Below are 14,324 nucleotides of genomic sequence, written 5' to 3'. Positions count from 1 at the left end.
GAACGAAAGGTTCCTCCCTTGCTGCCCTCACCGCCCTCACCGGTGTCCTTCGAACACCTCCCGGACGGCCTCGGCATCGGCACCGCCACGCCCCGCCTGTCCTGGACCCTGGCCCCCGGGTCGACCCGCCAGACCGCCTATGAACTTCAACTCACGGGCAATCGAGCCCAGTTGAATACCGGCCGCATCGACAGTGATGAGCAGGTCCTCGTGGCCTGGCCGGGCGCGCCGCTGGTCTCACGCGAACGCGTCGGCGTACGAGTCCGGGTCTGGACTTCCGGTCATGATGGGCCCTCGGCCTGGAGCGAGGAGCGCCCCGTGGAGGCCGGCCTGCTCGACCCCACGGACTGGCGGGCCGTGCCGGTCGCCGCCGCCTGGACCGAAGACCCGGACGGGGATCGCCAACCAGCCCTGGTCCGGCGGGACTTCACCCTGGCCCGCCCCATCGCCCGCGCCCGCCTCTACGTCACCGCGCACGGCCTGTACGAGGCGGAGATCAACGGGCGACGCGTCGGCGACGAGGCCCTCGCGCCCGGCTGGACCGTCTACCCGCACCGCCTGCGCTACCGCACCCACGACGTCACCGACCACCTCACCGAAGGCGCCAACACCATCGGCACCTGGCTTGGCGACGGCTGGTACCGGGGCAAGTACGGCTTCGACGGCGGCACCCGCAACATCTACGGCACCGACCAGTCACTCATCGCCCAACTGGAAGTTACCTACGTCGACGGGACCACGACCGTCATCGCCACTGACGACACATGGCTCGCGGCCACCGGACCGATCCTCACCAGCGGCCTGTACGAAGGGGAGACCTTCGACGCCCGCCTGCACCAGTCGAGTTGGTCCACCCCGGCGGGAGCGCGCACCGGCACCTGGACACCGGTACGCACCGGCGAACGCGACCCGCGCACCCTCGTCGCCCCCCTCGGCCCCCCGGTCACCTGCACCGAGGAGCTCACCCCTGTCACCGTCACCACGACCCCCGACGGTCGCCACCTCCTCGACTTCGGGCAGAACCTGGTCGGCCGCCTCCGTGTGACGGCCGACGGTCCGCCCGGAACCACCATCACGCTCCGGCACGCCGAGATCCTTCAGGACGGCGAACTGGCGACCCGCCCGCTGCGCGAGGCGCACTCCACCGACACCCTCATCCTGTCCGGCGAAGGACCGCTCACCTGGGAACCCCGCTTCACCCTGCACGGCTTCCGGTACGCCGAAATCACCGGCTGGCCGGGCGAGTTGACGCCCGACATGGTGACCGCCCGCGTCCACCACACCGACATGCGGCGCACCGGCTGGTTCGAGTGCAGCGACCCACTGGTCAACCGGCTCCACGAGAACGTCGTGTGGAGCATGCGCGGCAACTTCGTCGACCTGCCCACCGACTGCCCACAACGCGACGAACGCCTCGGCTGGACCGGAGACATCCAGGTCTTCGCCCCCACCGCCAGCTACCTCTACGACTGCGTGGGCATGCTCGACTCCTGGCTCACCGACGTCGGCCTGGAACAGCTCCCCGACGGCACCGTCCCCTGGTACGTGCCCGTCATCCCCGGCGGCCCGATGTGGACACCGATCCGGCCCGGCGCCGCCTGGGGCGACGTCGCCGCCCTCACCCCCTGGGTGCTCTATCAGCGCTTCGGCGACCGCGAACTGCTGCGCCGGCACTATCCGACGGGCAAGGCGTGGGTCGACCTGATGGAACGCCTCGCCGGGCCCGACCGGCTGTGGAACAGCGGCTTCCAGCTGGGGGACTGGCTCGACCCCGCCGCGCCACCGGACGACCCTGCGGCCTCGCGCACCAACCGCTACCTCGTCGCCACCGCCTACTTCGCCCACTCCACCCGCCATCTGGCCCTCTCTGCAGCCGAGTTGGGGAAGGAGGCGGATGCCGCACGGTACGCGGTCCTCGCCGACGAGGTCACCGCGGCCTTCCGCCGCCGCTACGTTCTGCCCACCGGCCGGATGACCAGCGACACCCCCACCGCGTACGCCGTCGCCCTTGCCTTCGACCTCCTGGACGAGGAGCGGCGCGGCCCCGCCGGTGACCGCCTCGCCGCACTCGTCCTCGCCGACGAGGGGCGCATCGCCACCGGCTTCGTCGGCACCCCGCTGATCTGCGACGCGCTCACCGACACCGGCCATGTCGACGTCGCCTACCGCCTGCTGACCCAGACCGAATGCCCGTCCTGGCTGTACCCCGTCACGATGGGCGCCACCACCGTCTGGGAACGCTGGGACAGCCTCCGCCCGGACGGCACCCTCAATCCCGGCGGCATGACCTCCTTCAACCACTACGCCCTCGGGGTCGTCGCCGACTGGCTGCACCGGGTCGTCGGCGGCATCGCCCAAACTGCGCCCGGCTACCGGGAGTTGACGTTCCGGCCGCGCCCCGGCGGCGGTATCACGTGGGCCCGCACCCGCCACGAGACGCCGTACGGGGCGGCGTCGCTGGACTGGGAGGCGACCGAGGGCGGCATGACGGCGCGTATCGCCGTGCCCGAAGGCTGCACCGCCACCGCCGAACTCCCCGGATGCGCGCCCGTCGCGCTCGGTCCGGGGGAGCACACCCTCGACACCACCGCACTCATCTCCACCGCGGCGTGACGCACCTGCTCGCGACCGCCCAACCCGTTCGGAGAGCCGCTATGAACAGACGAACGTTCCTCGGCGCCGCAACCCTCACCGCCCTGTCCGCGGGCCTCGCCCCGGTCCTGACCGACGCGTTCGCCGCCGACGGCACCACCCCGGCACAGCGCGCCGACGCGATGGTCGCCCGGATGACGGCGGCCGAGAAGGAGTCGCTCGTACGCTGCGACTTCGCCGCCCTCACCCACCTGGGCATACCGGCCCTCACCATGGTCGACGCATCGGCAGGCCTGCGCGGCGAGAAAGGTGTCACGGCCTTTCCCGTACCGCTGGCCCAAGCCGCCACGTTCGACAAGGAACTGGTGAACCGGCTCGGCGCCGCCATCGGCGCGGAGGGCCGCGCCAAGGGCTACAACAACCTCCTCGGCCCCACCGTCGACATCAGCCGGACCTGGCACTTCGGCCGACAGGCCGAGAGCATGGGCGAGGACCCGCTGCTCGCGGGCGAGCTGGGCGCGGCCGTCACCGTCGGCATGCAGAGCCGGAACGTGGCCGCCACCGTGAAGCACTTCGCCGCCTACACCCAGGAGGCCAACCGCTTCTTCACCGACACCAAGGTCTCCGACCGGGCCCTGCACGAGATCTACCAGGCACCGTTCCGGCGCATCGTCGCGGCCTCCCCGACCACCTCGGTCATGCTGGCCTACCCCAAGATCAACGGGGTCTTCGCGACGCAGAGCCCGGCCCTCTTCGACGACCTGAAGAAGGGCATCGGCCTCCAGGGCTACACCGTGCCCGACTTCTGGGCCGGAGACGACCAAGTGACCGCGGCCCGGGCCGGGATGGACCTCGCGGGCCTCGGCCCCGACGGAGTGAAACTCAAGGCCGGCGACCTCACCGGCGGCGCGATCCCCGCCGACCGGCTGACCGACGCGACGCGCCGAATCCTGCTCACGATGTACGCGACGGGCCTCTTCGACCACCCGTTGCCCGAGCCCGCGGACGACGTGAGCACGGACGCACACCAGGACCTCGCCCACGAGACGGCGATCGCCTCCACCGTGCTCCTGACCAACCGCTCCGCCACGCTGCCCCTGCCCTCGACGGTGAAGTCCCTGGCCGTCATCGGCCCGGCAGACACCGACACCTTCACGGGCGTGTCCGGCTCGACGTACGTGGACCCCGGCACATGGGCCACCCCACTGAAGGCGATCCGCGCACGGGCCGGCGCCACGATGAAGGTGACACACGCCCAAGGCACCAAGGGCGACGTGCCGTTGACCACGGCCCCGTCGTCCGCACTGCGCACCACATCGGGCGCCCCCGGCCTGACCGGCACCTACTACAAGGGCGCCGACGCCACCGGCACCCCGCTCACCACCCGCACGGACCCGACGGTCGACTTCACGACCGCCCCCGTGGACGGACTGCCCGACGTATGGTCGGCGACCTGGACCGGCACCCTCGTGCCGACCACCACCGGCCTGCACCGCTTCTCACTCCTGCCCGCGGGAACCGCATCGCTGAAGCTCAACGGCACCACCGTCGTCTCCGGCACCCGCCACAGCCGCCGCTTCTTCCTCGGCCCCTACGACTATCCGCTGCAGGGCACGGCGGAGCTGACCGCCGGTCGACCCGTCACCGTCGAGCTGGCCTACACCAACTCCGGTGCGGACACCGGCACTTGTGGCCTCACCCTCGGCTGGCAGCCCGAGTCGCAGATCCCCGCGGCGGTCGAGGCGGCGCGCGCCGCCGACGCCGCGGTCGTCTTCGTCAACCGCGTCGCCGGCGAGGACATGGACCACCTGGAATTCGGCCTGCCCGGCGACCAGGACCGACTCATCACGGCCGTCGCCGCGGCGAATCCGCGTACCGTCGTCGTCCTCAACACCGACGGCCCGATCGCCATGCCCTGGCAGAACGACGTAGGGGCCATCGTCCAGGTCTGGTACGGAGGCCGGGGCATGGGCACCGCGCTCGCCTCGGTCCTCTTCGGCGACACCGACCCGGGCGGCCGCCTCCCCGTCACCTTCCCGGCCGATGCCGGTCAGGGCCCCGGTGCCACGACTGCCACCTATCCCGGAGCGAACGGTACGGTCACGTACGACGAAGGTATCAACGTCGGCTACCGCTACTACGACAGCAAGGGGCAGCGCCCCCGCTTCCCCTTCGGTCACGGCCTGTCGTACACCACCTTCGCCCACGGCTCCCTCGAAGCGGCCTACGATGCCGCCGCGAAGAAGGTGACCGTCTCCGTCACTGTCACCAACACCGGTACCCGCGCGGGCACGGACGTCGTCCAGCTCTACGTGACCCTGCCGGACACGGCGGCCGCCGAACCGCGCCGCCTCGTCGCCTTCCGCAAGGTGTCCCTGCCCGCCAGGAATTCCACGCGACTCGAACTCTCCATACCCGTAAGCGAGTTGCGGGTATGGAAGTCCGGCCAGTGGACTCTCGTCCCCGGCTCCTACACGTTCGCCGCGGCGCGTTCGTCGCGGGATGTCACCGCGCGCCGGACGGTGACGGTCGGCTGACGCAGGGACGCCTGGCCGAGCAAGGGCCTACCTGGCGGTGGACCTGCTGCCAGTGCTCGCGCGCAGGGCCCCGGCGAACCAATCGAACACCGGTGCCAGGCTCGGCGGGACCGGCCATGCGTTGATCACGGACAGGAGGTGCCAATAGCGCTCCGCGCGGGGGTCGCCGGCCGTCTCCAGGCGCGTCAGCAACCAGGTCCGCAGGTCCGCGTCGTCCGCGCGGCCGAAGGTCTCGGCGTAGCGGGCGGTCAGCTCGTCGACGACGGTCGCGGCTTCGGGGGAGGCCGGGGCGATGCCGGAGGCGAGGGCGTGGCCGACCCGGTCGCGGACGGCTTCGGTCAAGTCGTGGTGGAGGCCGGTGGTGTCGCCCTGGGCGCGCTCGTGCGCCTGGTACTCGGCCATCCGCCGCACGGCGGCACGGAAGTCGGGGTCCTGGGTGAGCTCGGCGAGTTCCGCCCAGGCCTCGACCTGCTCGGGTTCGGGGTCGTCCGGCAGCTCGGGCATGGCCGAGCGCATCATGGCCACGAACTCGGGATTGGCTTCGAGGCCGCCGAAGGTGTCGTCGATGAAGTCGGTGACGAGGCGTCTGCGCTCGTCTTCCGAGAGTTTCGCGAGTTTGTGCATGAGGTCCATCTCCTCGGGAGTAGAGCCCCGTTCGGCCACCGCCCGGAGCACCGCGCGCCGCGTACGGAGGGTGCGGATCTGTACGTCCAGTGCGTCGGCGTGGGTCGCCGCGATCTCGGGCACCGAGATCTCCCGGTCCAGAACCCGCCGGATGGCGGCGAGTTCGAGGCCCAGGTCGCGAAGGGTGCGCACCAGATCCAGCCGCGTGAGCGCGTGGATGTCGTAGAGCCGGTAGCCTGCCGGGCTGCGGTCGGTCGACGGCACGATCCCGCTGTCGGAGTAGAAGCGAATGGTTTTGACCGTCAGTCCGGTCCTGCGGGCAAGCGCCCCGATCGTGAAGAGTCCGTCGCCTTCCATGCCCCCACCCTCGTGTCTCCCCTTGCTGGAGACTCAAGTACATCTTTTCTCGGCGAGATCGGCGAGATCGGCGAGATCGGCGAGATCGGCGGCCACTTGGGCGAAGGCTCCGACTTGGGCTGTTTCGGCGCCCGTTGGCCAGATCAGTCCGTACTCCACAGGTGGCGCGTCGTGGAAGGGGATCCACGTGGTGTCGGGTCGGCCGAAGTACGGCTCCGTGCTCCGGCTGCTGACGGTGACGCCTTGACCGGCGCCGACCCGGGGGAGGAGTTCTTGCCATTGGGTGGCGGCGGGGCCGTGGGGGATGGGCCTGTCGGCGGGGGTCCGGTGCGGGTAGTGGTGGTCCAGGAAGTACTGCGGAACGGGTCCGGACACGGGCAGCAGGGTGGTCTCGGCGAGGTCTTCGAGGGACACCCGGGTCCGCGCGGCGAGCGGGTGGGTGTTCGGGACGATGAGCACGCGTCGCTCGCGCAAGACGACGGGCCCGACGGTGAGATCGGGTTCGTCCACAGGCAGCTCGGTGAGCTGAAGCTGCACCTGCTTGGCGCGGAGGGGGGTGAAGGGGTCGGTGAGCTGGATCTCCCGGATCCGGACATCGCTCTCGGGGTTGCGGTCGGTGAACACCTCCGCGGCCTTGAGGATGAACTCCGCGGCCATCGGGCTCGAGTAACCGATGTGCAGCACGCCGGTCATGCCGTGCCCGACGGAGGTGGCCCGGGCGACGGCGCGCAGCACCTGCTGATGGGCGGGCGCGAGGTCGTCGCGGAGTTGTTCGCCGAGCGGCGTGAGCGCCACGCGGCGGCTGGTCCGGGCGAACAGCGGGGCACCGAAACGCCGTTCCAGCTTGGCGATGGTCTGGCTGACGCGACCGCTGCTGAGGTGCAGCACCTCCGCGGTGCGGCGGAAGTGCAGTTCCCGGGCCAGCGTCAGGAAGGTCTCGATCTCGTGCCGCTCCATCCTGGTCACGCTACCCCGATTGCTTAGCCCGGGTAAGCGACTGCTGCTGAATCGGCCGTTGCTCCAGGTCAAGAGGGTGCCCCATGGTGGCAACCGGCACGTTCCGCCTTCTCTCGAGAGAGACATCCCCCATGACCGACATCGCAACTTCCCTCCCCGGCGGGGAAACACGGCCCCCCGCCGCCCAACCTCTCGGCGTACGCGGCTGGTTGACCCTGCTGACCTTGTGCGGCGCCACGTTCATGACCGGCCTCGACTACTCGATCATCATGGTGGCGCTGCCGGAGATCGGAGAAGATCTCGGCTTCGCCTCGACCAGTTCGCTGCAGTGGGTGGCGACGGCCTGCGTGCTGCCCACGGCAGCGCTGCTGCCGCTGTGCGGCCGGCTGTCGGACCTGACCGGCCGCCGAAGGCTGTTCCTGATGGGCGTCGGCGCCTTCACCGCGCTGTCCTTGCTCGCGGGACTGGCGACCTCACCCGGCCTCCTCATCGCGGCCCGTGCCGGACAGGGCATCGCGGCCGCCGCCATCGGGGCCACCGCGATGGCGCTCATGACCACCGTCTTCCCGGAAGGGCCGCGGCGCACCAAGGCGTTGAGCATCAACGGAGCGCTGCTGTCCCTGGGTTTCGTGATCGGCACCATCGGCGGCGGCGTCATCGTCAGCGGCCTGAACTGGCGCTGGACCATGCTGCTGCTCGTGGCGATGGGCGCACTCATCCTCACCGGCGGACTCGGCACGCTCCCTCGCGTGGGCGGCCGCACCGCCTCCAGCCTGGACGTACCCGGCGCCCTGCTGGCCAGCGGCGGCCTGTTCGCCCTGGTGTACGCCGTCTCCACCGGCGCGGACGCCGGCTGGTCGGCGCCGTCGACCCTGGGCGCCTTCGTGGCCGCCGTCGCCCTGCTGGGCGGATTCCTGGCGGCTGAGGCCCGGCACCACTCCCCGCTGGTGCCGCTGCGCCTGCTGAACCGGCCAAGCGTCAAGTGGAGCAGCCTCATCGGGCTGATCACCTTCGGCATGTGCGGCGGCACCACCCTGCTGCTGAGCCTGTACATGCAGGACGTGCTGGGCTGGTCGCCGTTGCGCACCGGCTTCGGTTTCCTGGCCGAGGGCGCGGCGGCCCTGCTCGCCGGCACCCTGGCCTCCCGCCTGATCGGCGCGCGCGGCACCGTACCGGCACTCGTGACGGGCCTGACCGTCCAGGGCGTCGGCACCGCTGCAATGGTCTGGCTGCCCGCCGAGGGCAACCTGCCACTGCTGCTGGTCACTTCCGGCGCGATGGGCCTCGGCCACGTACTGACCGTCGTCGCCTTCATCACCACCCTGACCTCGGGCCTGCCCGACGAGGACCAAGGTGTGGCGGGCAGCCTCGCCCAGATGCCGCAGTTCGTCGGGGCCATCGGCGTCGCCGGCCTCTCGGCCGTCGCCACCGCCCGTACCGCCGCACTGAACGGCAGCACAGGCGAGACCACGGCGACCCTCGGGGGACTGCACGCCGCCATGCTCACCGCCGGTGTCATCACCCTGGCCGGCCTGGGCCTCACCGCACTGCTCCGACGACGCCTCGGAGCGGAGCACACCCGTCCTTGATGCCGAGGGAGCGTCAGTGCCGTCCGCGCTCCGGCGACGGCGTCGTAGGAGCCGTGTCCTCATGGGGTGTCGTGGCGGGTGATGTGCTGCGCGTCGAGGCAGCCGGCGCAGTCATGTCGAGCAGGAGCAGGGCGTCGTGGTCGGCGGTGCCGGGTTCTGCGGTGTAGACCCCGATGCGTTGGCCCGGGGTGCCTTCGACGTGCAGGGACTGCGAGGTGAGGGTGACGGTTCCGACCTGGGGGTGCTGGAACGTCTTGTGCGCCGGCTTGCGCCCGGTCACCTCGTAGCGTTCCCACAGTCCCGCGAAGTCGGGGCTCTTGAGGAGGAGTTCGCCGACGAGGTGGGTGAGGTCGGGGGCGTCGGGCGCGGTGCCGGCCATGGCGCGCAGGCGCGCGACGCAGGCCGTGATCTGCCGGTCCCAGTCGGTGAAGAGATCGCGGGCCGCGGGGTGCAGGAACAGGTAGCGGGCGAGGTTGCGCTGCTTGACCGGCCAGTCGTCGAGGCCCGCGTACAGGGCGAGGCCGCCGGGGTTCCAGGCGAGCACGTCCATGCTCCGGCTGATGACGTACGCGGGGTTCGGTCGCAGCGATTCGAGGAGCAGCTTGAGGTGGGGGCGCACGGCGCGGCTGGGCGCGGGCGGTGGCTCGGAGACGTAGCGGGCGGCGCGGGCGGCGAGCTCGCGCAGGTGCTGGTGCTCCTGGTCGTCCATGCGCAGGGCGCGGGCCAGGGAGTCGAGGACGGCCGGGCTGGGGCGGGTCTCCTTGCCGCGCTCCAGGCGAACGTAATAGTCGATGCTGATCCCGGCGAGGGTGGCCAGTTCCTCGCGGCGCAGGCCGGGGGTGCGGCGGATGCCGGCGCCGACGGTGAGGCCGACGTGTTCGGGGCTCGTCTGAGTGCGACGGGCGCGCAGGTAGCGGCCCAGCTCGGCGCCCTCGCTGTGCGCGCTTGTCGATGCCATGGCTCCAGTCTCACCCGCCGGGCACCCGCCGCGCAGGGCCGAGGGGGGCCCTGTCGTTACCCCTGAAGAGCCCGCCCTGCCGCATGGGTGCGATCCCGGCGAAGGTGAAGGAGCAAGACACCGGCACCCCGACCTCGGGCTCCGCCACCACGGGCGCGATCTTGCGGGGCGCACGAGAGTGAGAGTGCCGGGCACACCATGGATCGAAAGAGGGCGAGATGCGGTACATCAACCTGCGTGACCTGGAGGTTTCGCGGATCGGCCTGGGCGCGATGGGGATGTCCCACGGCTACACCGGCTCCGGCACCGACGACGCGGAGTCGATCAGGACCGTGCACCGGGCGCTGGAACTGGGCGTCACGTTCATCGACACCGCGGAGATCTACGGTCCGTACGTGAACGAGGAGCTGCTGGGCCGCGCGCTGAAAGCCAAGCGCGACCAAGTGGTCCTCGCGACGAAGTTCGGCATGGTCTCCCACGCGGGAGCCGGTGTCTGGAACCTCGACAGCAGCCCGGCCAACATCCGTACCGCCGTCGAGGGCTCGTTGAAGCGGCTCGGTACCGATCACATCGACCTGTACTACCAGCACCGGGTCGACCCGAACACACCGATCGAGGACACCGCGGGCGCCGTGGCCGAGCTGATCGCCGAGGGCAAGGTGCTGCACTTCGGCCTGTCCGAGGCCGGCCCCGACACCATCCGCCGCGCCCACGCCGTCCAGCCCGTCACGGCCGTGCAGTCCGAGTACTCGCTGTGGACGCGCGGCATCGAGGACCGCATCCTGCCGGTCCTGCGCGAGCTGGGCATCGGCCTCGTGCCGTTCTCCCCGCTCGGCCACGGCTTCCTCACCGGCACCCTCCGCTCCGAGGCCGACTTCGAGCCCGGCGACTTCCGGCATGGCAACCCGCGCTTCACCGGCGAGAACTTCCGGCGCAACCTGGCACTCGCCGACGAGGTCCAGGCCATCGCCGACGACGCGGACGCCACCCCCGCCCAGGTGGCCATCGCCTGGCTGCTTGCCCAGGGTGACGACATCGCCCCGATCCCCGGCACCAAGCGCGTTCACCGCGTCGAGGAGAACACCGCCGCCGACGCCCTCACGCTCACCAGCGAGCAGCTCGCCCGGCTCAGCAGCCTGCCGCCCGCCGCCGGTGACACCCACACCGAGGCCCAGGCGCAGATGCTCGAACGCTGATCACCCACGCCCGCCACCCCCCATCACGTGACACCACCCCCGTTTGGAGTACGCCTCTCATGCGCGCAGCCCTGATGTACGGAGCCGGCGACGTCCGCGTCGAGGACCGGCCCGACCCGAAGCTCGTCCAGCCGACCGACGCCGTGGTGCGCACGCTGGCCGCGTGCGTGTGCGGCAGCGACCTGTGGCCGTACGGGGCCATGCCCGCCACCGAGGAGGGCCGCCCGATGGGGCACGAGTTCCTCGGCGTGGTCGAGGAGACCGGCGCGGAGGTGACCGGCCTGAAGGCGGGTGACCTGGTCGTCGCCCCGTTCACATACAGCGACAACACCTGCGACTACTGCGCCAAGGGCCTGCAGATCTCGTGCCGCAACGGCGGTCGGTACGGGTTCGACGGTGTCGACGGCGGCCAGGGCGAGGCCGTGCGCGTGCCGTACGCGGACGGCACCCTGGTCAAGCTGCCGGTGGCCGCGGACTCCGCGCTGCTGCCGTCGCTCCTCGCGCTGTCGGACGTGATGACCACCGGCCACCACGGGGCGGTCACCGCCGGCGTCGGCCGCGGCGACACGGTGCTCGTGGTCGGGGACGGAGCGGTCGGCCTGTGCGGGGTGATCGCCGCGAACCGGCTCGGCGCCGAGCGGATCGTGCTCGCCGGCCGCCACGAGGCGCGTACCGAGCTGGGGCGCCACTTCGGTGCCACCGACGTCGTCGCCGCGCGCGGCGAGGAAGGCGTCGCCCGCATTCGCGAACTGACCGGTGGCGTGGACAAGGTGATCGAGGCCGTCGGCACCCGCCAGGCGCTGGACACCGCGCTCGGCGCGGTCCGGGACGGCGGCACCATCAGCCGCCTCGGTGTCCCGCAGTACGAGGAGGGGCCGATCGGCCCGGCCGGGTTCATGCGGAACATCACGCTGACCGGCGGCGCCAGCCCCGCCCGCGCCTACATCGAGCAGCTGCTGCCCGATGTCCTGGACGGCACCATCGCCCCCGGCCGCGTCTTCGACCGCATCTTCGCCCTCGACGAGACACCGGACGCCTACCGGGCCATGGCGGACCGCAAGGTGCTCAAGGCACTCATCCGCCCCTGACTCACACCGGACACGGCGAGAACGACCCCGGGATCGTCACCTGGCTCGCGCCGCGCCGTTCGGACGCGGAACCTGTCCTGACCTCACCGCGCGGCACGCCACACCTGGGTAACAAGCGGCGGCCGGGGCGTGATTCGCCCCGTGCGACCCCCATAGGATGAACGTCGTACGGTCAACACGACGTGACGGTGCCGGACGGACAGGACAACGGGGGAACGATGACCAGCCCGACCCAGGCCCCAGGGCAGGCCCAGGCCACCTATGAGCCCCACCCCTACATCGGCGGGCGCAACGCCGCGCTGCGCGCGCTCGCCGCATGGCGGATGGAGTGGCCGGGCGCGCCGCGGGTCGTCATCCTCACCGGGAGCCCGGGCACCGGGTGTTCGCGACTGCTCACCGGGTTCCTGATGCTCTGCGACCCGGAGTACCGCAAGAAGCTCGAGCTGGACGCGTTCGATCCGGCGACCGTGCCGCCGGACCTGCCCGCGCCCGCCGTGCCGAGCGTCGCAGGGCTGACGGCGGCGCAGACCCTGTGGCTGCTCGCCGATCACTACGAGCTGTCCGCGACCCGCACGGCCGACATCTTCCCCGAACTCGGTCAACTCCCTGCGGCGGGACGGCCGGTGACGATCGTGGTGCCGGACGTGGACCGGGCAGGACCGGTGCGCGGTGCGGGGGAGCCCGCGCGCGTGGTGCGCGACGTGCTGAAGCCCCTCGCCGCCGTCGACTCCATACGTCTTCTCGCCGAGGTGCCCCGGGAGTTCGCCGCCGAACTCGCCGACAGCATGCCGTCCGGCCAGGCCCGCATCATCGACCTCGACGCACCCGAGTGGGCCGACCCCGAGGGGCTCGTGCTGCAGGCCGAGGCACTGCTCAATCCCCAATTCGGCGCCCCGGAACTGCCGTTCACGACCGACCCCGCCGCTCGCCGCGCGCTCGCCACCGCCATCGCCCGACAGGCGGGCGACGGCGGTGGCAGCCGGCTGACCGTGCACCTCGCCGTGCAGTCGATCCTGACGCACCCGGAGGGGTTCGACCCGGCGGACCCGAGTCAACTGCCGGCCAGTGTGGGCGAGTTGCTCGATCTGCACGCCCAGCGGCTCGACGCCCACCCCCGCACCCTGCGACAGATCCTCGCGCCCCTCGCCCTTGCCGAGGGCGAAGGACTGCCCGTGCACCTGCTGACCCCGCTCGCATCCGCCGTCGCCGAACGGGACATGAGCGAGGACATGGCGAGCGGCATGCTGCTCGCCGCCCCCTTCATCCGTCCCGTCGAGCGGGCCGGCGACGACGTTCCCGAGGACGAGCGGACACTCGTCGCGCTGCAACACCCGGGCATCGGGGAGGCCGTTCGGGCGGGCATCCCGGATGTGCCGGGCGCTCAGGCGCGTATCGCCATGGAGCTGCTGGAGGCCGTCCCCGATCAGGACTGGGCGAAGGCAGGGGAGTACGTACGCGATCGCATCGCGGGACACACCCTGGAGGCCGGACTGCTACCCCGGCTCCTCACCGACCCGAACCTGTTCGCCCAGGCCGACCCGGTGCTGCTGCGCGCCGCGGTGGAGGCCCTGCCCTACGAGCAGTTGGACGCACCGGCGCGTACGTATCTGCGTACGGCCCCGCTGCTCACCCGTACCGAGGCGCCCGCCATGCTGCGGGCGGCGCTGCTGGAGACGGCGTTCGTCGAGGACGGGCTGCCGGAGTACGCGGCGGTGTTGCGCGGGGCGCTGCCGGAGCTTGCGTGGCACACCTTGTGGAGTGTGTCGGTCGCCGGGGTCGATGGTGTGACGGTCGGCAAGCTGGCCCCGACTGGGGCTGTGCCGGACAACGGGGCGTCGGACGGTGCCGCGTCGGACAGTGCCACATCGGATGGCGCCGCATCGGATGGCGCCGAGGTGGCTCCGCTCGCGGTCGCCGTGAGTGTGGTGCCTCAAGGCACCCCGGGTGCACGCCCGTTGAGATCCGACGACCCCGAGGCCCCCGCCCTGCTGGTGCACGACCTCACCACCGGCTCCGTCGTCGATGCCGACCCGGACCTGATCCGGCGCCCCTCGGAGGACGAACGCGCCGCGAGCCCGCTCGGATTCAGCCGCGGCGCCGACTACGTCCGCGTCTGGCGGCGCGGCGCGCAGAAGGGCGACGAGGAACTCGTCACGGCCCTGATCTCCGCCACTCCCTTCACAGGAACCGACATCTCCGCCGATGGCATCCTCCTTGTCGCCACGGAACGTGGTGTGAAGGCGCTGCGGATCCGTCCTGAGCAGCCCGATACGCCCGACGTACCCGCCCCTCGGGCAGCGGAGCCCGACCCCGCACAGGCTCCCCAGCCCCCCGGTCCTGACGCCCACCCGACCGCCTGACACCAACGCCGCGCGGACCGTTAGCCTTACGGGCCCGAAGCCTCGCGAAGGCGCCAGCACGCACCG

9 protein-coding genes are annotated in these 14,324 nt (G+C 71.5%); 6 read left to right on the top strand and 3 right to left on the bottom strand.

From position 1 onward, the window contains the following. Nucleotides 1-18 precede the first annotated feature (18 nt). Nucleotides 19-2,613: a family 78 glycoside hydrolase catalytic domain gene (locus tag ACOKM3_RS04705; RefSeq protein WP_426897183.1), complete on the top strand. Its 2,595-nt coding sequence runs from the start codon at nucleotides 19-21 to the stop codon at nucleotides 2,611-2,613. A gap of 41 nt (nucleotides 2,614-2,654) precedes the next feature. Beyond that, complete coding sequence (locus ACOKM3_RS04700) at nucleotides 2,655-5,129, top strand: glycoside hydrolase family 3 protein (protein WP_426897181.1); 2,475 nt, start codon at nucleotides 2,655-2,657, stop codon at nucleotides 5,127-5,129. A 27-nt stretch (nucleotides 5,130-5,156) separates the two neighbouring features. On the opposite strand, the gene ACOKM3_RS04695 is transcribed toward ACOKM3_RS04700, so the two are convergent. Together ACOKM3_RS04695 and ACOKM3_RS04690 are read right to left on the bottom strand one after the other, a co-directional pair. After that, nucleotides 5,157-6,110, bottom strand: a complete 954-nt coding sequence (locus ACOKM3_RS04695; RefSeq protein WP_426897179.1) for a MerR family transcriptional regulator — start codon at nucleotides 6,108-6,110, stop codon at nucleotides 5,157-5,159. Between the two features lie 33 nt (nucleotides 6,111-6,143). Beyond that, nucleotides 6,144-7,067, bottom strand: coding sequence for a LysR family transcriptional regulator (locus ACOKM3_RS04690; protein ID WP_426897177.1), 924 nt, complete (start codon nucleotides 7,065-7,067; stop codon nucleotides 6,144-6,146). Between the two features lie 131 nt (nucleotides 7,068-7,198). Between ACOKM3_RS04690 and ACOKM3_RS04685 the strand changes: the two genes are divergently transcribed. Continuing rightward, the gene (locus ACOKM3_RS04685; protein WP_426897175.1) at nucleotides 7,199-8,656 is read left to right on the top strand and encodes an MFS transporter; all 1,458 of its coding nucleotides are present in this window, start codon (nucleotides 7,199-7,201) and stop codon (nucleotides 8,654-8,656) included. A gap of 13 nt (nucleotides 8,657-8,669) precedes the next feature. Here ACOKM3_RS04685 and ACOKM3_RS04680 read toward each other — a convergent pair whose 3' ends face one another. Continuing rightward, nucleotides 8,670-9,614 carry a helix-turn-helix transcriptional regulator gene (locus ACOKM3_RS04680; RefSeq protein WP_426897173.1) on the bottom strand — a complete coding sequence of 315 codons (945 nt, stop codon included), beginning with the start codon at nucleotides 9,612-9,614 and terminating at the stop codon, nucleotides 8,670-8,672. Nucleotides 9,615-9,832: 218 nt separating this feature from the next. Between ACOKM3_RS04680 and ACOKM3_RS04675 the strand changes: the two genes are divergently transcribed. The 3 genes from ACOKM3_RS04675 (at nucleotide 9,833) to ACOKM3_RS04665 (ending at nucleotide 14,258) form a co-directional block, all read left to right on the top strand. Further along, on the top strand, nucleotides 9,833-10,810 hold the full coding sequence (locus tag ACOKM3_RS04675; RefSeq protein WP_426897171.1) for an aldo/keto reductase: 978 nt from the start codon (nucleotides 9,833-9,835) through the stop codon (nucleotides 10,808-10,810). A gap of 59 nt (nucleotides 10,811-10,869) precedes the next feature. Beyond that, nucleotides 10,870-11,898 (top strand): zinc-binding dehydrogenase, encoded by a 1,029-nt coding sequence (locus ACOKM3_RS04670; protein ID WP_426897169.1) that lies wholly within the window; start codon nucleotides 10,870-10,872, stop codon nucleotides 11,896-11,898. A gap of 218 nt (nucleotides 11,899-12,116) precedes the next feature. Then, complete coding sequence (locus ACOKM3_RS04665; RefSeq protein WP_426897167.1) at nucleotides 12,117-14,258, top strand: serine/threonine-protein kinase; 2,142 nt, start codon at nucleotides 12,117-12,119, stop codon at nucleotides 14,256-14,258. Nucleotides 14,259-14,324: the final 66 nt, after the last annotated feature.

It is taken from the genome of Streptomyces nidicola (assembly GCF_050106155.1).
Taxonomy (GTDB): Bacteria; Actinomycetota; Actinomycetes; order Streptomycetales; family Streptomycetaceae; genus Streptomyces.
Note: the sequence above shows the minus strand (reverse complement) of the source record. Positions and strands in the feature narration are given on the sequence as shown.